Genomic DNA, 17,627 nt, shown 5'->3' with positions numbered 1-17,627 from the left:
TCCGGGGGCCGGTCAGACCACCCGGCCGCTCGTCACCAGCAGGACCACGTCGATGAGTGCCACCACCATCACCGCCCGGAAGGCGGCGACCGGCCGGCCGCCGGGCGGGGCGGAGATCCGCCCCGCGTACCAGCCGAGGGCCGGCACCACGACGGCGACGGCGATCGCCGACAGACCCGCCCACGACGGCGGCCCGGGTGGCCCGACGACCAGGACGACGGTGGCCGCGAGGAGCAGCCCGGCGGCGGCCAGCCGGCTGCCGGTCGGCCCCAGCCGGTGCGGCAGCCCGCGCACCCCGGTCCGCGCGTCGTCGGCCAGGTCCGGCAGCACGTTGGCGAAGTGGGCCCCGGCGCCCAGACAGGCGGCGGCGGCCACCAGCCAGAGCGGGGGCGGGGGCGCGCCGGGCAGGGCCAGCACCACGAAGGCGGGCAGCGCGCCGAAGGAGACCGCGTACGGCAGCACGGAGAGCGGGGTCGACTTCAGCGGCCAGTTGTAGAGCAGCGCGGACACCAGCCCGAGCGCCACGCACGCCGCCGCCGCGCCGTTCGTCCGCAGCGCCACCAGCGGGGTGGCGACGGCGGCCGCGACGGCGGCGTACCCGAGGGTCCGTCGCCGGACGACGCCGCTGGCCGCCGGTTTGTCGGTACGCCCGACCGCGGCGTCCCGGTGCGCGTCGAGCGCGTCGTTGCTCCAGCCCACGGCGAGTTGGCTGGCCAGCACGGTGAGCACCACGGTGGCGATGCCGGCGGGCCGATGCCCGACGCCGGCCGCCAGCAGGCCGGCCACCGCGGTGACCGCGACGGCCGGTTCCGGATGGCTCGCCTTGGCCAGCCCTAACACCGAAGACGGCATAAGGGAAGTCTGGTCGTTACCGGGGAGTCGTGCCACGCTCGATTCATGCGAGACGCGGCGCCGGTGTCCACATCGCCCCGGGCGCTGCCGCCGAACGACCCGCGCCAGTACGACGACCTGGCCGGCGAGTGGTGGCAAGCGGACGGCGCGTTCGCGATGCTGCACTGGCTGGCCCGGGCCCGCGCCGCACTGGTGCCGCCGGCGGCCAGGAGAGACGCCGTCCTGGTCGACCTCGGGTGTGGCGCCGGCCTGCTCGCCCCGCACCTGGCCGGCAAGGGCTACCGGCACATCGGGGTGGATCTCACCCGGTCGGCCCTCGACCAGGCCGCCGCGCACGGGGTGACCGTGGTCAACGCCGATGTCACCGCCGTTCCGCTCGCGGACGGCTGCGCCGACGTGGTCTCCGCCGGTGAGGTGCTGGAACACGTGCCGGACTGGCCTCGCGCGGTCGCCGAGGCGTGCCGGCTGCTGCGGCCGGGCGGCCTCCTGGTGCTGGACACCCTCAACGACACCCTGCTGGCCCGGCTGATCGCGGTGGAGATCGGCGAACGGCTGCCCACGGTGCCGCGTGGCATCCACGATCCGCGGTTGTTCGTGGACGCGCGCGCGCTGGTCGCCGAGTGCGCCCGGCACGGTGTCGAGCTGCGGCTGTCCGGCATCCGCCCCGAGTTGGGCGGGACGCTGGCCTGGCTGCTGCGCCGGATGCGCGGCCGCTCCACGGGCCGGGCCGAACCGCGGATCGTGCCGACGCGGTCCACCGCGGTGCTCTACCAGGGCCACGGGCGCCGGAGCGGATAGCCGGGGCCGTCGGGGTCGGAGGTACGCCAAGAAGGGGGCGACATGACTGTGTACGCGCTGGAGGCGGCCCGCCGGTTGACGCCGCGACTGGCAGCCCGTGCGGCGGAGCACGACCGGGACGGCTCCTTCCCCGTCGACGACTTCGCCGACCTGCGGGAGGCCGGGCTCTTCGGGCTGATGGTGCCCCGGGAGTTGGGCGGGGTGGGGGCGACCTTCGCCGAGTACGCCGCCGTCGCCACCGAACTGGCCCGGGGCAACGGCGCCACCGCGCTGGTGTTCAACATGCACGCCTCGGTCACCGGGGCGCTGGGCGCGGTCACCGAGGAACTGGCGGAGGCGCTGGGCGTACCGGACGAGGCGATGGCCGCCCGGGACCGGCTGCTCCGCGCGGCGGCCGAGGGCGCCTGGTACGCGGTGGCCATGAGCGAACGCGGCGCCGGGGCCCGGCTGTCCCAGCTCAGCACCGTCTACGAGCCGGTCGAGGGGGGCTGGCACATCAAGGGGAGCAAGACCTTCTGCTCCGGTGCCGGGCACCCCGACGGCTACCTGGTGGCCGCCCGCAGCGCCGCCGACCAGTCGGTGGTCTCCCAGTTCCTGGTCCCGGCCGGGGAGGGGATCACCGTGGAGCCCACCTGGGACTCGCTCGGCATGCGCGCCACCTCCTCGCACGACCTGCACCTGGACGTGACCGTCCCGGCCGACCGGTTGCTCGGCGGGGTGGAGGGGCTCGCCCTGGTGGTGGCCCAGCTCATGCCGCACTGGTTGGTGGCCAGCTACGCCGCCGTCTACGTCGGCGTGGCCCGTGCGGCGATCGACGCCGCCGCCGAGCACCTGAACGCCCGTAACCTCGCCGGCCTGCCGGCGGTCCGGGCCCGGCTGGGCCGGGCCGACGCGGCGGTCGCGGCGGCCGAACTGGTGGTGGCCGAGGCGGCCCGCCGGGTGGACGAGGCACCCGGGGACGCGGACACCAACCGCTGGGTGTGGCGGGCCAAGCTGCTCGCCGGCACCACCGCCGCGGACGTCGCGGCGTCCATGCTGGAGGCGGCCGGCACCTCGGCCACCCGCCGGGGCCACCCGCTGGAACGGCTCTACCGGGACGCCCGCTGCGGCTCGCTGCACCCGGCCACCTCCGACGTCTGCGCCGACTGGCTCGGCGTCGCCGCGCTCGGCGGCGACCCGGACCGCGACGGCTCAGCCCCTCGCTGGTGACGAGTTTTGCCCTCCGGCACTGTCGCGGGCGGGTGGTAGTCGTTGGTGAAGCGTGGGGATCGGGATCGAGAGGCGGGGGACATGGCCGTACCGGTGATCGCAGGTCTGGGTACGGCGCAACCGCCGGCCGCCGCGCAGCACGAACTCTGGGAGGGCTTCTTCGCGAAGCACTTCTCGGGGGCGACCCGAGCGTTGGCCGAGCGTATCTTCGCCAATTCCGGCGTGTCCCGACGGCAGGCGGCGGTGAACCCGCTGCTGGAGGACGTCTCGGCGTGGCCGACCGAGCGCCGGATGCGGCGCTATCAGGTGGAGGCGTTGCCGCTCGGCAAGGAGGCGGTGGGCCGGGCGCTCACCGCCGCCGGGCTCGACGCCCGGGACGTGGGCCTGTTCGTGGTCTGCTCCTGCACCGGGTACGCCACGCCGGGGCTGGACATCCTGCTCGCCCGGGACCTGGGCATGGCCCCGGACACCCAGCGGATGTTCGTCGGCCACATGGGCTGTTACGCGGCCCTGCCCGGGCTGGGTGCGGCGAGTGACTTCGTGGCTGCCCGGGGTCGCCCCGCGCTGCTGCTCTGCGCGGAGCTGACCAGCCTGCACATCCAGCCCGCCAGTGCCCGGATGGACACCCAGCAGATCGTGTCGCACGCGCTCTTCTCGGACGCCGCCGTCGCCGCCGTGCTCGTCCCCGATGGCCGGGGGTACGCGCTGCGTGAGGTCGCCTCGGTCACCGACACCTCGACCGCCGACCACATGACCTGGGACGTCACCGACACCGGCTTCCGGATGGGGCTGTCGCCGAAGGTGCCGCAGGTGCTCTCGCGCCACGTACGGGGGCTGGTCGACGGGCTGCTGGCCCGGCACGGCCGGACGTCCGCCGAAGTGGACGGCTGGGCGGTGCACCCGGGCGGTCCCCGGATCCTCAACGTGGTGGACCGGGAGCTGGCCCTGCCGCCGGAGGCCCTCGCGGCGTCCCGCGCCACCCTCGACGAGCACGGTAACTGCTCGTCCCCGACGGTGTTGCTGATCCTGGACCGGCTGCGCCACGCGCTGACGCCGCCGGCCCGGATCGTGATGCTCGCGTTCGGACCGGGCCTGACCCTGTACACGGCGCTGCTTGAGCGCACCGGCTGAGGCCGGCCCGGTCCACGGTGCGGTCCGGGTGAGCGTCGCGTGTCTACGCTCACCGCATGGCTGCCGATGAGCGGGTACGGGGTGTGCTGCTGGCCGGGCTGGCGCTGGCCGTTCTGGCGGTCGGCGTGTGGTGGTGGCGGGACTCGGCACCCGTCGTCGGAGCGGTCGACGCCTCGCCGAGCCCGTCGACCCGTACCAGCCCTGAGCACCTGTTTCTGGTCGATCCGGACACCGGTCAGGTGCTCCCCGGGCCGGAGTTGGATCCGGACGAGGCGGTGGTCGTCCAGCAGGAGCCGGATGTTCCCCCGGCGACGGTGGTCTCGGACATCTGGGTGGCGCGGTCCCATCTGCTCCCGGGCGATGCTCCGTTGGTCCAGCAGGCCGCCCGGTCGCCCGGCGAGCGTCATCTGCTCACCGTGTCCTGCACCGGTTCGGGGATGCTGGCGGTGACCTTCACCGGTTCCGAGGAGGATGACACGCCGCTGAGGACGACCTGTCCGGCGAGGCTGCTCACCCAGCCCCTCACCGCCAGCGGTGGCCCGTTGCTGGTGCGCTTCACCGTCGCGGACGGCGAGGTCGACCTGGACGCCCGGCTCGTCGCCCAGGGCTGACGAGCCGTCAGGTGGCGAGGTGGGCGAGGACGTCGCGGTACTCGTCGACCGGCCCGAGTTCGGGCACGAGCCGGACCACGGTGCCTTCCCGGTCGACGAGCAGGGCGGGGGCCGTGCCGGGGTGGGCGGCGAGGCGGATGTAGTCGCGCAGGCCGCCGGCCGGGTCGGCGAGGGCGCGTACCCCGGGCGCGGGGGTGGCGCCGGCCTCGCGGCCCCCGGTCACGGTGACCACGGTGATGCCCGGTGGTGCGACGGCCGCGGCCTGGATCACCTGCTCGGTGCAGGCGCAGGCGTCCACCAGGACGATCATCGCCGGCAGCAGGCCGCGCAGCGGCACCGGGGAGTCCGCGGCGTCGACCAGGTCCAGCGCGGGCAGCGGCCCGATCGCCGCCGGGGTGGCCGTGGGGTACGGAACGACGGTGGGACTGCCTCCGGAGCGCGGTGAGCGGGGCCAGACGACCGCGGCCAGGCCGGTGAGGGTGATCAGCACCGACACCAGCAGGACCAGCGCCGGCAGCCCGAGCGGCGGGCGGCCGTCCGGCCGGGGGGCGAGACCGAGCCGGTGGCGCCACACCGCGCGCTGGCGGCGGCGGCGCAGCTCACGGCGGATCTGCCGCGCCTCGTGGGTGAGCTCCGAGGCATCGTCGGGAATGACTACCCGACCCCACTCCGGGGGCAGGTCGGGCAGCCCGTCCGGTGGCCCTTGGCCCTCAGCGTCAGCCATGCCCATCGGACCCCCAGGAACCGTCTCGGTGAGCGGACGTCGCGTCCGCCCTAAGCGTCCCGCACCCGTCGGCGTACCGCCACACCTGGGCGCGTCCTGGCTTCCGGGGCTACCATGGAAGGAGCGCATCGCCCTAGATATCGACGCTCCTACTGCCCGGGCCGGTTGTCATCTGTCAGTCACGGAGCGTGTCGAAACCATCGGTTTGACCGCCTGTCAAGCTGAAGAAATACCTCTCACAGGGCCCCTGAGCTGCGCCAACGGTCAGGACAGCGGTGAGACATCGGTGCCTGAGCGTGTTACCCTAGACACAGCGAAAGGGGTTTCGAACCTATGGTTTTCAGTGTCGGCGAGACCGTTGTTTACCCCCACCACGGGGCCGCACTCATCGAGGCAATCGAGACTCGGGTCATCAAGGGCGAGCCCAAGCAGTACCTCGTCCTGAGGGTCGCGCAGGGTGACCTGACGGTCCGGGTGCCCGCCGAGAACGCCGAGATCGTGGGTGTGCGTGAGGTGGTCGGCGAAGAGGGCCTGGGCAAGGTCTTCGACGTGCTCCGTGCACCGCACACCGAGGAGCCGACCAACTGGTCGCGGCGTTACAAGGCGAATTTGGAGAAGCTGGCCTCCGGTAACCCGCTGAAGGTCGCCGAGGTGGTCCGTGACCTGTGGCGCCGGGAGCGGGAGCGGGGTCTGTCCGCGGGCGAGAAGCGCATGCTCGCCAAGGCTCGCGACATCCTCGTCGGCGAGGTCGCGCTGGCTGAGAAGAGCACCAAGGACGAGGCCGAGACGCTGCTCGACAAGGTGCTGACCGAGGCCTGATCCGCACCACATCGTCCTACCCGCCCCGTAGCAAAGAAATCCGAGGACCGCGACGTGACCGCGCAGCTCAATCCGCGCGGTGACGTCGCGGTCCTTGTTCCTGCGGCCGGTGCCGGCGTACGCCTCGGCCCCGGCGCCCCGAAGGCGCTCCGACCGCTCGCCGGCGAGCCCCTGCTGGTGCACGCGGTACGCCGGATCGCGGCCGCGCCCTCGGTGCACACCATCGTGGTGGCCGCCCCGGCCGCCGACGTCGGAGCGGTCCGGCAGCTCCTCGCGCCGGTTGCCCCGGTGGCCGTGGTGGCCGGCGGCGCGGAGCGCCAGGCGTCGGTGGCCGCCGCGCTGGCCGCCGTCCCCGCCGGGCCCGAGATCGTCCTGGTGCACGACGCGGCCCGTGCGCTCACTCCGCCCGAGCTGGTCGAGTCGGTGGCCGAGGCGGTCCGCGCCGGGCACGACGCGGTGGTCCCGGTGCTTCCGGTGGTTGACACGATCAAGGAGGTCGGCGCCGGCGAGGTGGTTCTCGGCACGGTGGACCGGTCCGCCCTGCGGGCCGTACAGACGCCGCAGGGCTTCCGCCGGTCCGTGCTGGCCGCCGCGCACGAGGCGGCCGGTGATCCGCTCACCGACGACGCCGGGCTGGTCGAGAAGCTGGGCGTGCCGGTGGTCTGCGTTCCCGGCTCCGAGTACGCGCTCAAGGTCACCCGGCCGTTCGACCTGGCGCTGGCCGAGCACCTGCTGGCCATCGGCGCCTGAGGTCGTGCCCGGTCCTCGCTGATCAACTCGGCGTGCCGCAAAGGGTGGTTTCACCGCCGCGTGTGACCGCGATGTGCCGTACACGGAGTTGATCAAGGTTGGCCGGGCACTGCGGGGCGGCCAGCACCCCGCTGACGCGTACCCTCGGGTCATGATCGTTCCTCGGGTGGCCATCGGCACGGACGTGCACGCCTTCGAGGCCGGGCGGCCGTGCTGGGTCGCCGGCCTGCACTGGCCGGGCCAGGACGGCCTGGCCGGCCACTCGGACGCCGACGTGGCGGCGCACGCCGCCTGCAATGCCCTGCTCTCCGCGGCCGGTCTGGGTGACCTGGGCGCGAACTTCGGCGTGGACCAGCCGGAGTGGGCCGGGGCCTCCGGGGTGGCGCTGCTCACCGAGAGCGCTCGGCGGGTCCGCGCGGCCGGTTTCCGGATCGGCAACGTGTCGGTCCAGGTGATCGGCAACCGCCCCAAGATCGGCCCGCGCCGGGAGGAGGCGCAGCAGGTGCTCACCGCAGCCGTGGGCGCGCCGGTGACGGTCTCCGCCGCCACCACCGACGGCCTCGGCTTCACCGGCCGTGGCGAAGGGCTGACCGGGATCGCGGTGGCCCTGGTCTACGAGGCCCCGACCGACTGACGCCTCCCGGGCCGCGGGTGGGTGCCCCACGGCCCGGGAGGGCCGGGTGGGTCAGGCCACGTCGGTGCAGACGTTGTGCGTCGTGCCGTGCCGCATCGTGACGGTCCGCTGGCCGGTGGCCGCGAACTCGATGACGAACTGGCCGTCGATGAGCCACAGCCCCTTCGGCAGGGAACCGGCGTTCTCCCGGAAGCCGACCAGCACCGGGCCGGTCACGTACCAGGTCATCGAACCGTCGGTGCCATAGTCGATCATGGCGTGGCCGCTCGCGTCGGCCGTCGAGGTGGCCCCGGTCTCCAGGTTCGTCACCCGATCGATCAGGGCTCCCTGGAAGAGCTCCCGCTTCGGTGAGCCGTCCGGGTAGGTCGACAGCGTCAGTTTCCGGACCTCGTCCACGATCGGCTCGACCCGTACCGCGAAGTCGCAGCGTGCCCCGGCGGGCTGCTCGAACCCCGGCTGCGGGGCCGGCACCCAGATGCCCGGGGCGATGTCGCCGCGCGCGGCGGACGCCGGGGCCGGAACGGTCGCGACGAGGGCCGCCGCGGCCAACGCCACGCCGACGCTCTTCATCAGACGCATGATCACTCCATCCGTGTTGCCCGTGGTCGGACCGGACCAGCGTCCCGAGGCCCGCTCACCATCCACTCACCGCCGGAACCCGGCCGACCGACCCGTACGGTGGCGACGCAAGGACTGCCCGCTCCCGGGCACACCACCCGCTCACCGGCCGGACAACCGGAGGCGGGGGCCAGGCGGTTTCAGGTGGTATGGACTTCCGACTGCTCGGGCCGTTCGAGGCGCGCCACGAGGGCCAACTCGTCGAGGTCGGCAGCCGGCGCCAGGAGCGTTGCCTCCTCGGCGTCCTGCTGCTCGACCCGGGGCGGCTGGTCACCACGGAGCGCCTGATCGACCTGCTCTGGCACGGTGCGCCGCCCGGCTCGGCGCGGGGCGCGGTGCACACGTACATCGGGCGGCTGCGGGCCTCGCTGACGCCGTACGGGGTGCGGATCAGCACCCGAGGCGACGGCTACCTGGTCGAGCCGGACGGACACCGGGTCGATGTGACGGAATTCGCCGCGCTCGTCCGGCAGGCCGGCGGCGTCTCCGATCCCGCCGAGCGGGTCAGCCTGCTCGACCGGGCACTGGCCCTCCGGCGTGGGCCGCTGCTCGCCGACACCGCCGACGACGAGCTGCGGGAACGGCTGCACGCCCCGGTCGAGGAACTGCGGTTGGTCGCCGTCGAGCTGTGGGCGCAGGCCCAGCTCGCCCTCGACCGGCACACCCTGGCGATCACCGAGCTGACCCCGCTGGTGGCGCGGTACCCGACCCGGGAGCAACTCGTCGCCATCCTGATGACCGCCCTGTACCGGGACGCCCGGCGGGCCGAGGCCCTGGGGCTCTACCGGAGGACCCGGGACCTCCTGGTGGCGGAGCTCGGCGTCGAACCGGGGTCGCGGCTGCGCGAGGTGCACCGGCGGGTCCTCGCTGACGACGACCGGCTCGAACGGACGGTTCAGCCGGCGTACCTGGTGCGGGTACGCGACGAGAGCCTGCCGTGGAGCGTGGGCGGCCATCCCGCCCTCGACTTCTGCAACACCTTCGCGGGCTGGGGCCACGAGCCGCCGCTGCCGGGCGCCGAGTGGCTGCGCGGCTACCGGACGCTGGCCGTGTGGACCGGCCACGTCGGGCTGGCCGACGAGGTCGCGGTGAGCCGGCTGCTGCACCTCGCCCAGCGGTCGCCCGACGAGGCCGACGACGCGCTCACCGCGGCCCGTGCCCTTCGCGCCGAGCTGTACGCCTGCCTGGTCGATCCGGACGACCGGCGGGCGTTCGACGCGGTCGCCCGGTACGCCGAGGCAGCCGCGCGGACGCTGGTGTTCCGCCGGGACGTCGACGGCCGGGGGCGCTGGTGGCCGGACCTCGCCGCCGGGCTCCGGCTGCCCGTGCACGCCGCCGCCTGGAGCGCCGCGCAGTTGCTCGCCGATCCGCGCCGGCTCACCGTCCGGACCTGTCCCGGCGAGCGGTGTGGCTGGCTCTTCCTCGACGAGACCGGCCTTCGCCGCTGGTGCAGCCTCGGCACCTGCGGTAGCCGGGAGGCCGGGACGCCCTGCCGCAGCGCCTGACCGCGCCCGGAGCGCTCGACGCCGCCGAGGCGGCCGTGTCCGCCGCGCCGGAGCAGCTCAGCCCCGACGTGCCCAGGTCCAGGCGTATGCGTCGTCCTCACAGGTGGACGCGGCGTCGCAGAGGTCGAGCGGGCGGAACGTGTCCACCATGACCGCCAGCTCGTCGAAGAACTCCGCCCCGATGGACCGCTCGGCGGCACCCGGCTGCGGACCGTGGGTGAATCCGGACGGGTGCAGCGAGATGGAGCCCTGCCCGATGCCGGAGCCGCGCCGGGCCTCGTAGTTGCCGCCGGTGTAGAAGAGCATCTCGTCGGAGTCGACGTTGTGGTGGTTGTACGGCACCGGGATGGCGTCCGGGTGGTAGTCGACCTTGCGGGGTACGAACGAGCAGATCACGAAGTTCGGGCCCTGGAAGGTCTGGTGCACCGGCGGTGGCTGGTGGATCCGCCCGGTGATCGGCTCGAAGTCGTGGATGGAGAACGCCCACGGGTAGAGGTGCCCGTCCCAGCCGACCACGTCGAACGGGTGGTGGGCGTAGGTGTAGCTCGTCCAACCGCGACGGTGCCGGACCAGCACCTCGACGTCCTCGTCGTCGACCAGCAGCGGCGCGTCCGGTCCCCGGACGTCCCGCTCGCAGTACGGCGAGTGCTCCAGGAACTGGCCGCGTACCGAGAGGTAGCGCTTGGGCGGGCCGACGTGCCCGGCCGCCTCGATGGCGAGCAGCCGGGTCGGCTCGTCGCCGGTCGGCACGAGGCGGTGGATGGTCGAGGTGGGGATGATGACGTAGTCGCCGGCCACCGCGTCGAGCACGCCGAACGGCGACTCGACCCGCAGGGAACCGGACTCCAGGTAGAGGCAGTGGTCGCCGGTGGCGTCCCGGAACAGCGGGGACGGCCGGTCGGCCAGCACGTACGCGATCCGCACGTCGTCGTTGGCGAGCAGGTACTGCCGGCCGAGCACCGGGTCCGCACCGGTCCCGTCGAGCTTGTGGGTACGCAGGTGACGGGGCTTGAGCGGCAGGTTCGGCACCCGGGTGAACGCGGGCAGGGTGAACTCCTCGGCGGCCACGATCGCGGTCGGCGCGTACCGGTGGTAGAGCAGTGACGAGTCGGAGGAGAAACCCTCCTGGCCGACCAGCTCCTCCGCGTAGAGGGTGCCGTCGGGCTGACGGAACTGGGTGTGGCGCTTGCGCGGCACCTCGCCGACTCTGCGGTAGTACGGCATCTCGCCTCCCGGTATGTCCCGTTCTCCGGCCGGTAACGTCCGATAATCGGACACAGTTGTCCGTTCCTCGTAGCGTCCCGTACATTCTTGTCTCGTGTCAACGCAGGTGCCCCGCCTCCTCGCCGGCCTGGTCGACGACGCCGCGGTCTTCCCGCCCGGCAGCGCCACGCTGCCGGACGCGGTGACCGCCCACCGGCGGCACCGCGCCGCCTGGTACGCCGACCTGGTCGGCCCGCTGCTGCTGCCCGCCTCCGCGATCGCGGCCGGCGAGCTGAGCGGCCTGGTTGACCCGGCCGAGGGCTTCGTCATCGGCCTCATCGGCGACACCGGCATCGACCGGCTGCCCACCGCACTGTCGCTCCTGCCGCCGCACGGCGTGACCGCCCGGCAGGTCGAGGTGGCGGTCGCCAAGCGTGGCGAGGACCCGCAGCCCGGCCTGACCGAGCTGGTCAAGCTCGCCGAGCAGTGGCGCGACATTCAGGTGTACGCCGAGATCCCGCTGACCTTCGGCCTGATGGGCGGGCTGGACACGGTCGCCGAGGCGCGCGCCGGCGGCCTGCCGATCGCCGCCAAGTTCCGCACCGGCGGGCTGGCCGCCGAACTCTTCCCGACCCCGGTCGAGCTGGCCGCGGTGATCTGCGCCTGCCGGGACCGGGAGCTGCCGTTCAAGCTCACCGCCGGGCTGCACCACGCGATCCGGCACCGGGACCCGGAGACCGGCTTCACCCACCACGGCTTCGCCAACGTGCTCGCCGCGACCCTGGCCGCCACCGAGGGCGCCGAGGTGGCCGCCGTCGCCGAGCTGCTCGCCGCCACCGACCCGGTACGCGTGGTCGAGCGGGTCCGGGCGCACCGGGACGCCGAGCGCCCGCTCTGGGCCGGGTACGGCTCGTGCAGCATCTCCGATCCACTGACCGATCTGGCCCGGCTGGGCCTGGTGAACGGGGGCTTCGAGAAATGACCTGGGTTGTGGGTGCCGAGGGGCCGTACGGGGTGACCAACCTGCCGTACGGGGTGTTCCGGCACGGCGACCGCGCGCCGCGGATCGGCGTACGCATCGGTGACTTCGTGCTGGATCTGGCCGGCGCGGAGGCGGCCGGGCTGGTGCTGGCCGCCGGGGCGCTCGGCCGCCCCACGCTCAACGAATTCATGGCGCTCGGCCGCCCGCAGTGGACCGCCGTCCGGCAGCGGGTCACCGAGCTGCTCACCGATGCCGAGCACCGCGTGGCGGTGGAGCCGCTGCTGGTGCCGCTGCGCGAGGTGGAGCTGCTGCTGCCGTTCGAGGTGGCCGACTACGTCGACTTCTATTCGTCGGAGCACCACGCGGGCAACGTCGGGCAGATCTTCCGGCCGGGCCAGCCGCCGCTGCTGCCCAACTGGAAGCACGTGCCGATCGGCTACCACGGCCGGGCCGGCACCGTGGTGGTCTCCGGCACCCCGGTGGTCCGCCCCACCGGGCAGCGAGCCACCGCGCAGGGCCCGACCACCGGTGCCTCCGTACGCCTGGACATCGAGGCCGAGGTCGGCTTCGTGGTCGGCGTGCCGAGCCGGCTCGGCGACCGGGTGCCCGTGGCGGACCTCGCCGACCACGTCTTCGGCGTGGTGCTGGTCAACGACTGGTCTGCCCGGGACATCCAGGCGTGGGAATACCAGCCGCTCGGCCCGTTCCTGGGCAAGTCCTTCGCCACCTCGGTCTCGGCCTGGGTCACCCCGCTGGACGCCCTGGCCGACGCCTTCGTGCCCGCGCCCGAGCAGGACCCGCCGGTGCAGGACTACCTGCGGGACACCCCGCACCTCGGGCTGGACCTGGCCATGGCCGTGGAGTGGAACGGCGAACGGGTCACCGAGCCGCCCTTCGCCACCATGTACTGGACACCCGCCCAGCAGCTCGCCCACCTCACCGTCAACGGCGCGTCGCTGCGTACCGGTGACCTCTACGCCTCCGGCACGGTGTCCGGCCCCGAGCGCGGCCAGGTCGGCTCGTTCCTGGAGCTGACCTGGGGTGGGGCCGAGCCGGTCAAGTTCGCCGACGGGGGCACCCGGACCTTCCTGGAGGACGGCGACACCGTCACCGTCACCGCCACCGCCCCCGGAGCGGGCGGCACCACCATCGCCCTCGGCGAGGTCACCGGGACCATCCTCCCGGCCCGCTGAGCAGGCCGCGAGACCCTCGTGCCGGGCGTCCCGGCCCGCTGACCCGGCGGCCGGGCCGTCCGGCCCGCTGACCCGGCGGCCGGGCCGTCCGGCCCGCTGACCCGGCCAGGGGCCGCCCGTGCCACCCGGCCCGGTCGCACCCGCTGTGCGACCGGGGTCCTGCGAATTTGCGTTGATCGTGCCGGGTCCGCCGCCGGCTGGCGTGGCGACCCCGGCCGGTGGCGCGGCACGGTGCCACCGGCTGTCGTGGGGGACGTCCCAGCGGACAAGGAGACACCGAATGACCGATCTCGCGGGCGCCGTCTGGCGTACCAGCAGCCGTTCGAACGACCAGGGGCTGTGCGTCGAGGTGGCGGACAACCTGGCCCGGACCGTCGGCGTGGTCGCGGTACGCGACTCCAAGAACCCGACCGGCCCGATGCTGACCGTCACCCGATCCCGCTGGGCCGCCTTCGTCGAGGCGACCCGGAGCGGGCGGTTCCGGGTCTGATCGGCTGCGGGGCGGGCCGGACACCGGAAGCCCGCCGTCGCGCTGAAGCGGCCACCGGAGGCGGGAAATTTCCCGCCGGGTTCCGTCGCGACCTCACTCCCCGTACCGTGGAGGACACGGGAGGTGTGATGTCGACGGTCGCGGTCACCCAGTTCATCGAGGCGCCCGCCATCGATCTCTGGCGACTGCTGGTCGACCTGCCGGCCCGCGCCGACTGGCTCTCCACGGTCGACTCGGTCGAGTTGCTCACCCCGGGTCGCCTCGCTCCCGGCACCAGTTGGCGGGAGACCCGCACCCGGCCGGACGAGGACGCCCAGGCGGAGGAGTTCGTCGTGGTCGAGGCCGTCCCGCTCCGGCGGCTGGTGCTCAGCTCGTCCGGCATCGGCGTGGACTACCGGATCAGCTGGACGCTGCGTACGGTCCGGCGGCGCTGCCGGGCCTGCACCGCCGTCACGGTGCGGCAGGAGGCGCGGCCCACCGCCCCGTACGGTCGGGTCCTCGCCCTGCTCCTCGGCGGTCTGGCGGCCCGCGCGGTCGAGGCGGCGTTCCGGCGTGACCTCGCCGACCTCGCCCGCGCCGCCCAACCTGCGGCTCCCGCGGTGGCGGCCTGAGCCCGCGGCGACCGACCCCTGGGGCCAGGTCACCGAGTCGAACGCGTCGGCCACGGCTGGCGCGACCTCACAGGGGCCTTCGAGGGTTTCCGTGGGTAGGGTGCCGTCCGGAGGTGCGGCATGGGGTTCCCGAAGGGGCGACGGGCGGTGGCGGCCCTGGTCGCGGCGCTGTTCGGCGTCGGGGCCGTCGCGGTCGTCGGGCACCGGGTGCTCGCTCCGGCCGAGGTCGAGACGATCGCCCGGGCCGGTTACCCGTCGGCGGTCACGCCGACCGTCGGGGTGGTGGGCCGACTGCCGGTGGCCCCGCTGATCGTGGACGGCCGGCTCCGCGTCTACGCGGCCGCCCGCCAGGTGTACGCCGATCAGCCGGCCGACCGTCGGCACCGCGTCAGCCCGTACTGGTCGTACCGGCGCTGGCCGGCACGGGTCAGCGGGGTGGTGGCCGACGGGACCACGGTGGTCAGCCGCTGGTCCGACGGCAAGCTGGTGGCCCTGGACGCGCGGACCGGGCGGGTCGCCTGGCGGGCCGACGGGCCGGAACCGGGCGTGCTGCCGGAACCCCGCCGCACCTACGCCGCGACGGTCTGGGAGCCGTCCGGGCTCTCCGTCGCCCGCACCCCGTCCGGCCGGACCGTGCTGGTCGTGGCCGGTGCCGGGGAACTCGGCGGGTACGACCTGGCCGACGGTCGCCGGCTGTGGCGGGCCGACCAGGAGCGGGGCTGCCTGGGCGCGGCGGGCACCACCGCCGCCGGTGAGGTGCTCGGCCTGGCGGCCTGTGACGGGCCGGAGACGGTCGAGTTCCGGGACGCCGCCACCGGCGCGGTCCGTACCCGTTGGCGTCCGTCGGATGCCCCCGACCGGTTCGTGCTGACACCGGTCGGCTGCCGGGAGGGCCGTTCCGGCTGCCGGGGGCTGCGCATCTCCGACGGCGAGGGCAACGGGGGCCAGGGCTGGCTGGTGGGCACCGGCGCCCCGGTAGCCGCCCCCGGTCTCGCCGGGGCGGACACCGCGCTCGACGGCGAGCGGGCGGTCGGCACCTCGGCGGCTGTGGTGACCGGCCGGCTGGCGCGTACCGGCGCGGAGTTGTGGCGGCGGACCGACCTCGGGCCGGTGCGGATCATCGCAGCTGAGCCGGGCCGGGTGCACCTGCTGACCGCGGGGCGGGACCTGGTGACCCTCGACCCGGCCACCGGTGCCGAGCGGTCCCGTATCGCCCTGACCATCGGGCAGGACGGGATCGACTGGCAGCCCGGCCGGGCGTACGCCACGGGCGGCTACGTGGCGGTGGAGCGGGCCCGCGAGCGGGCCGTCCCGGACGACGACGACCAGGCGTACTTCCTGGCGGCCGAGCCGGTGCTGCTCGCCGCCACGTGACCCTCGCCGGGCCCGCAGGTGTTTGGAGGGGCCCCCTGTACAACACCAGGCGTTAACAGGGGGCCCCTCCTTACACCTCAGGCGAGGGCGGACTCGGCGACCGCGAGGAAGGCGTCGTTCTCGGCCGGAGTGCCGATGGTGACCCGGACCCCGTCACCGGCGAACGGCCGGACGATCACGCCACGTGCCTCGCACGCCTTGCCGAACTCGACGGCCCGCCCGCCCAGCGGCAGCCAGACGAAGTTGGCCTGGCTGGCCGGCACGTCCGGGACCAGCTTGCGCAGCGCCTCGGTGACCCGGTCCCGCTCGGCGACGACCAGCGCGCAGCGCCGCTCGACCTCGTCGGCCTGCGCCAGCGCGGCCAGCGCGCCGGCCTGGGCGGCCATGCTGGTGGAGAACGGCGTGACGACCTTGCGCACGGCGGCGGCCACGGCCGGGGCGGCGGCCAGCCAACCGATCCGCAGGCCGGCCAGCCCCCACGCCTTGGACAGGGTGCGCAGCACCGCCACGTTCGGCCGGTCCAGGTAGCCGAGCGCGTCCGGCACCTCGGGGTCGGTGACGAACTCCCGGTACGCCTCGTCGATCACCACGAGCACGTCGTCCGGGACCGCGTCGAGGAACCGGTCCAGCTCGGCCCTGCGAACGGCGGTGCCGGTCGGGTTGTTCGGGTTGCAGACCAGGATCATCCGGGTCCGGTCGGTCACCGCCGCCGCCATCGAGGCCAGATCGTGGCCGTGGTCGGCGTTGTTCGGCACCTGCACGCTGGTCGCGCCGCTGGTCGCCGCGATGATCGGGTACGCCTCGAACGACCGCCACGAGTAGAGCAGCTCGTCGCCGGGGAGGCAGGTGGCCCGGACCAGGTGCTCGGCCAGCGCCACGGAACCGCAGCCAGTGGCGATCCGGTCGGCCGCCACGCCGTACCGCTCGGCGAGAGCCTGGCGCAGTGCCACCACGCCCATGTCCGGGTAGCGGTGCGAGGCGGTCACTGCCTCGGCGACCGCCTCCACCACGCCCGGCAGCGGGCCGTAGGGCACCTCGTTGCTGGCCAGCTTGATCGCCTCGGCCAGGCCCAGCTCGCGGGCCAGGTCGGCGGGGCTGCGCCCGGGGACGTAGTTGGGCAGCGCGTCCAGGTCGGCGCGGGTCAGCCGCAGCGGAGGCTGGTGACGTCCGGTGTCGGTCATTCGGTGTCTCCCGGGGGATTGGCGCGGTCGCGCGGGGTGCTACGGGGGTCGAGCCTGGTGCGGGGCAACTGGACCACCACGGTCTGCGCCCGCTTGTCGTGCAGCGCCTGGCGCAGTGGCTGGTCGAACAGGGCGGAGACCGCGTCGACGAACTGGAGCAGCAGCCCGAGGCCGCAGCAGCACCAGAGCAGGGTGGGCAGGCCGAGGGTGCTCCATCGCCGGGTGGCCCGGCCGAAGCCGAGCGGCGCGTCGGCCTCGACCGGTAGCGCGCGGATGCCCACCAACCGCTTGCCGAAGGTCTGCCCACGGGCGGCCATCGAGGGCACCTCGTACGCGAACCAGAGCGCGGTGGCGATCAGCAGGACGGTGATCAGCAGACCGCCGAACTGCTCACCGGCGGGCGGCAGTGGCTCAGGATTCCGGAAGTCCCCCGTGTTCACCCGGCGCATGTACTCGTGCCACGGTGCGGCGAACTCGCCGAGCAGGCGCCAGACGAACCAGCTGTTCACCACCACGTTCAGCAGTAGCACCAGGCCGATGTCGATCAGCCGGGCGACCAGCCGGGCCCCGTACGAGGCGAGCGGCAGCCCGTGCGGGCGGGGCAGGGGTTGCCGCCCCGGCCAGGTCGGGTACGGCCAGCCCGGCGGCGGCCCCTGCGGGTGCCCCGGCCCGCCGACCGGCCCACCGGGCTGCGGTCCGGCGCTCGGCCAGCCCGGCTGCGCCCCGGCCGCCGGCTGTTCCGGCTGCGCCCCGGGTACGGCGGCTGTCGGCACGCTGGCGGGAGTCGGCTCGGGCGGCGGGGGACCTTCGGGCGGGGTGGCGTCGACGGGGATCGGCGCCCCGATCCAGCCCTCGCCGTCCCAGTATCGTCGGGTGTCGGGATCGGCGGGGTCGACGTACCAGCCGGGTTGCACGCTCACAGCGCCTTCTCAGTTCGCGATT

19 protein-coding genes are annotated in these 17,627 nt (G+C 74.3%); 13 read left to right on the top strand and 6 right to left on the bottom strand.

Annotated elements, in window-relative coordinates; all coding sequences use genetic code 11:
- Positions 1-12 precede the first annotated feature (12 nt).
- A complete protein-coding gene (locus tag GA0070604_RS29570) occupies positions 13-852 on the bottom strand; it encodes a UbiA family prenyltransferase (RefSeq protein ID WP_091126015.1) in 840 nt (279 codons plus the stop codon).
- Between the two features lie 45 nt (positions 853-897).
- Between GA0070604_RS29570 and GA0070604_RS29565 the strand changes: the two genes are divergently transcribed.
- The 4 genes from GA0070604_RS29565 (at position 898) to GA0070604_RS29550 (ending at position 4,601) form a co-directional block, all read left to right on the top strand.
- Entirely contained in the window at positions 898-1,650 is a 753-nt protein-coding gene (locus tag GA0070604_RS29565; protein WP_091126012.1) for a methyltransferase domain-containing protein, read from the top strand.
- A 42-nt stretch (positions 1,651-1,692) separates the two neighbouring features.
- Positions 1,693-2,859: an acyl-CoA dehydrogenase family protein gene (locus tag GA0070604_RS29560; RefSeq protein WP_091126009.1), complete on the top strand. Its 1,167-nt coding sequence runs from the start codon at positions 1,693-1,695 to the stop codon at positions 2,857-2,859.
- A gap of 81 nt (positions 2,860-2,940) precedes the next feature.
- On the top strand, positions 2,941-3,990 hold the full coding sequence (locus tag GA0070604_RS29555) for a type III polyketide synthase (RefSeq protein ID WP_091126005.1): 1,050 nt from the start codon (positions 2,941-2,943) through the stop codon (positions 3,988-3,990).
- Positions 3,991-4,046: 56 nt separating this feature from the next.
- Positions 4,047-4,601: a hypothetical protein gene (locus GA0070604_RS29550; protein ID WP_141721409.1), complete on the top strand. Its 555-nt coding sequence runs from the start codon at positions 4,047-4,049 to the stop codon at positions 4,599-4,601.
- A 7-nt stretch (positions 4,602-4,608) separates the two neighbouring features.
- Here the strand turns inward: GA0070604_RS29550 and GA0070604_RS29545 are convergent, their stop codons facing one another.
- The gene (locus GA0070604_RS29545; RefSeq protein ID WP_091125997.1) at positions 4,609-5,331 is read right to left on the bottom strand and encodes a hypothetical protein; all 723 of its coding nucleotides are present in this window, start codon (positions 5,329-5,331) and stop codon (positions 4,609-4,611) included.
- 327 nt (positions 5,332-5,658) lie between these two features.
- On the opposite strand from GA0070604_RS29545, the gene GA0070604_RS29540 reads away from it, so the two are divergent.
- The 3 genes from GA0070604_RS29540 (at position 5,659) to ispF (ending at position 7,528) form a co-directional block, all read left to right on the top strand.
- Positions 5,659-6,144: a CarD family transcriptional regulator gene (locus tag GA0070604_RS29540; RefSeq protein ID WP_007073334.1), complete on the top strand. Its 486-nt coding sequence runs from the start codon at positions 5,659-5,661 to the stop codon at positions 6,142-6,144.
- A 54-nt stretch (positions 6,145-6,198) separates the two neighbouring features.
- Positions 6,199-6,894: a 2-C-methyl-D-erythritol 4-phosphate cytidylyltransferase gene (ispD, locus tag GA0070604_RS29535; protein WP_091125993.1), complete on the top strand. Its 696-nt coding sequence runs from the start codon at positions 6,199-6,201 to the stop codon at positions 6,892-6,894.
- Positions 6,895-7,045: 151 nt separating this feature from the next.
- Positions 7,046-7,528: a 2-C-methyl-D-erythritol 2,4-cyclodiphosphate synthase gene (ispF, locus tag GA0070604_RS29530; RefSeq protein WP_091127504.1), complete on the top strand. Its 483-nt coding sequence runs from the start codon at positions 7,046-7,048 to the stop codon at positions 7,526-7,528.
- A gap of 51 nt (positions 7,529-7,579) precedes the next feature.
- Here the strand turns inward: ispF and GA0070604_RS29525 are convergent, their stop codons facing one another.
- Positions 7,580-8,107 (bottom strand): hypothetical protein, encoded by a 528-nt coding sequence (locus tag GA0070604_RS29525; RefSeq protein WP_091127503.1) that lies wholly within the window; start codon positions 8,105-8,107, stop codon positions 7,580-7,582.
- A gap of 188 nt (positions 8,108-8,295) precedes the next feature.
- Between GA0070604_RS29525 and GA0070604_RS29520 the strand changes: the two genes are divergently transcribed.
- The gene (locus GA0070604_RS29520; RefSeq protein WP_091125988.1) at positions 8,296-9,651 is read left to right on the top strand and encodes an AfsR/SARP family transcriptional regulator; all 1,356 of its coding nucleotides are present in this window, start codon (positions 8,296-8,298) and stop codon (positions 9,649-9,651) included.
- Between the two features lie 57 nt (positions 9,652-9,708).
- Here the strand turns inward: GA0070604_RS29520 and GA0070604_RS29515 are convergent, their stop codons facing one another.
- Positions 9,709-10,875 carry a homogentisate 1,2-dioxygenase gene (locus GA0070604_RS29515; protein WP_091125986.1) on the bottom strand — a complete coding sequence of 389 codons (1,167 nt, stop codon included), beginning with the start codon at positions 10,873-10,875 and terminating at the stop codon, positions 9,709-9,711.
- 94 nt (positions 10,876-10,969) lie between these two features.
- On the opposite strand from GA0070604_RS29515, the gene GA0070604_RS29510 reads away from it, so the two are divergent.
- From GA0070604_RS29510 to GA0070604_RS29490, 5 genes are all read left to right on the top strand, one after another.
- Positions 10,970-11,836: a hypothetical protein gene (locus GA0070604_RS29510; protein WP_167363593.1), complete on the top strand. Its 867-nt coding sequence runs from the start codon at positions 10,970-10,972 to the stop codon at positions 11,834-11,836.
- Positions 11,833-13,029, top strand: coding sequence for a fumarylacetoacetase (fahA, locus tag GA0070604_RS29505; RefSeq protein WP_091125979.1), 1,197 nt, complete (start codon positions 11,833-11,835; stop codon positions 13,027-13,029). The genes GA0070604_RS29510 and fahA overlap by 4 nt, the downstream gene beginning before the upstream one ends.
- Positions 13,030-13,309: 280 nt before the next feature.
- On the top strand, positions 13,310-13,519 hold the full coding sequence (locus GA0070604_RS29500) for a DUF397 domain-containing protein (RefSeq protein WP_091125975.1): 210 nt from the start codon (positions 13,310-13,312) through the stop codon (positions 13,517-13,519).
- A 128-nt stretch (positions 13,520-13,647) separates the two neighbouring features.
- On the top strand, positions 13,648-14,130 hold the full coding sequence (locus tag GA0070604_RS29495) for an SRPBCC family protein (RefSeq protein WP_091125971.1): 483 nt from the start codon (positions 13,648-13,650) through the stop codon (positions 14,128-14,130).
- A gap of 120 nt (positions 14,131-14,250) precedes the next feature.
- Positions 14,251-15,504: an outer membrane protein assembly factor BamB family protein gene (locus GA0070604_RS29490; protein ID WP_091125968.1), complete on the top strand. Its 1,254-nt coding sequence runs from the start codon at positions 14,251-14,253 to the stop codon at positions 15,502-15,504.
- A gap of 77 nt (positions 15,505-15,581) precedes the next feature.
- On the opposite strand, the gene hisC is transcribed toward GA0070604_RS29490, so the two are convergent.
- Both hisC and GA0070604_RS29480 read right to left on the bottom strand, forming a co-directional pair.
- Positions 15,582-16,685, bottom strand: a complete 1,104-nt coding sequence (gene hisC, locus GA0070604_RS29485) for a histidinol-phosphate transaminase (protein ID WP_091125964.1) — start codon at positions 16,683-16,685, stop codon at positions 15,582-15,584.
- Positions 16,682-17,605: an RDD family protein gene (locus GA0070604_RS29480; RefSeq protein ID WP_091125961.1), complete on the bottom strand. Its 924-nt coding sequence runs from the start codon at positions 17,603-17,605 to the stop codon at positions 16,682-16,684. The genes hisC and GA0070604_RS29480 overlap by 4 nt, the downstream gene beginning before the upstream one ends.
- Positions 17,606-17,627: the final 22 nt, after the last annotated feature.

Source organism: Micromonospora eburnea, from assembly GCF_900090225.1.
GTDB lineage: Bacteria > Actinomycetota > Actinomycetes > Mycobacteriales > Micromonosporaceae > Micromonospora > Micromonospora eburnea.
This window is presented reverse-complemented; position numbering and strand designations above follow the sequence as displayed.

Coding starts and splice junctions, on each gene's coding strand:
- GA0070604_RS29570 (WP_091126015.1), bottom strand. CDS start 852: ATGCCGTCTTCGGTGTTAGGGCTGGCCAAGGCGAGCCATCCGGAACCG.
- GA0070604_RS29565 (WP_091126012.1), top strand. CDS start 898: ATGCGAGACGCGGCGCCGGTGTCCACATCGCCCCGGGCGCTGCCGCCG.
- GA0070604_RS29560 (WP_091126009.1), top strand. CDS start 1,693: ATGACTGTGTACGCGCTGGAGGCGGCCCGCCGGTTGACGCCGCGACTG.
- GA0070604_RS29555 (WP_091126005.1), top strand. CDS start 2,941: ATGGCCGTACCGGTGATCGCAGGTCTGGGTACGGCGCAACCGCCGGCC.
- GA0070604_RS29550 (WP_141721409.1), top strand. CDS start 4,047: ATGGCTGCCGATGAGCGGGTACGGGGTGTGCTGCTGGCCGGGCTGGCG.
- GA0070604_RS29545 (WP_091125997.1), bottom strand. CDS start 5,331: ATGGGCATGGCTGACGCTGAGGGCCAAGGGCCACCGGACGGGCTGCCC.
- GA0070604_RS29540 (WP_007073334.1), top strand. CDS start 5,659: ATGGTTTTCAGTGTCGGCGAGACCGTTGTTTACCCCCACCACGGGGCC.
- ispF (WP_091127504.1), top strand. CDS start 7,046: ATGATCGTTCCTCGGGTGGCCATCGGCACGGACGTGCACGCCTTCGAG.
- GA0070604_RS29525 (WP_091127503.1), bottom strand. CDS start 8,107: ATGCGTCTGATGAAGAGCGTCGGCGTGGCGTTGGCCGCGGCGGCCCTC.
- GA0070604_RS29520 (WP_091125988.1), top strand. CDS start 8,296: ATGGACTTCCGACTGCTCGGGCCGTTCGAGGCGCGCCACGAGGGCCAA.
- GA0070604_RS29515 (WP_091125986.1), bottom strand. CDS start 10,875: ATGCCGTACTACCGCAGAGTCGGCGAGGTGCCGCGCAAGCGCCACACC.
- fahA (WP_091125979.1), top strand. CDS start 11,833: ATGACCTGGGTTGTGGGTGCCGAGGGGCCGTACGGGGTGACCAACCTG.
- GA0070604_RS29500 (WP_091125975.1), top strand. CDS start 13,310: ATGACCGATCTCGCGGGCGCCGTCTGGCGTACCAGCAGCCGTTCGAAC.
- GA0070604_RS29495 (WP_091125971.1), top strand. CDS start 13,648: ATGTCGACGGTCGCGGTCACCCAGTTCATCGAGGCGCCCGCCATCGAT.
- GA0070604_RS29490 (WP_091125968.1), top strand. CDS start 14,251: ATGGGGTTCCCGAAGGGGCGACGGGCGGTGGCGGCCCTGGTCGCGGCG.
- hisC (WP_091125964.1), bottom strand. CDS start 16,685: ATGACCGACACCGGACGTCACCAGCCTCCGCTGCGGCTGACCCGCGCC.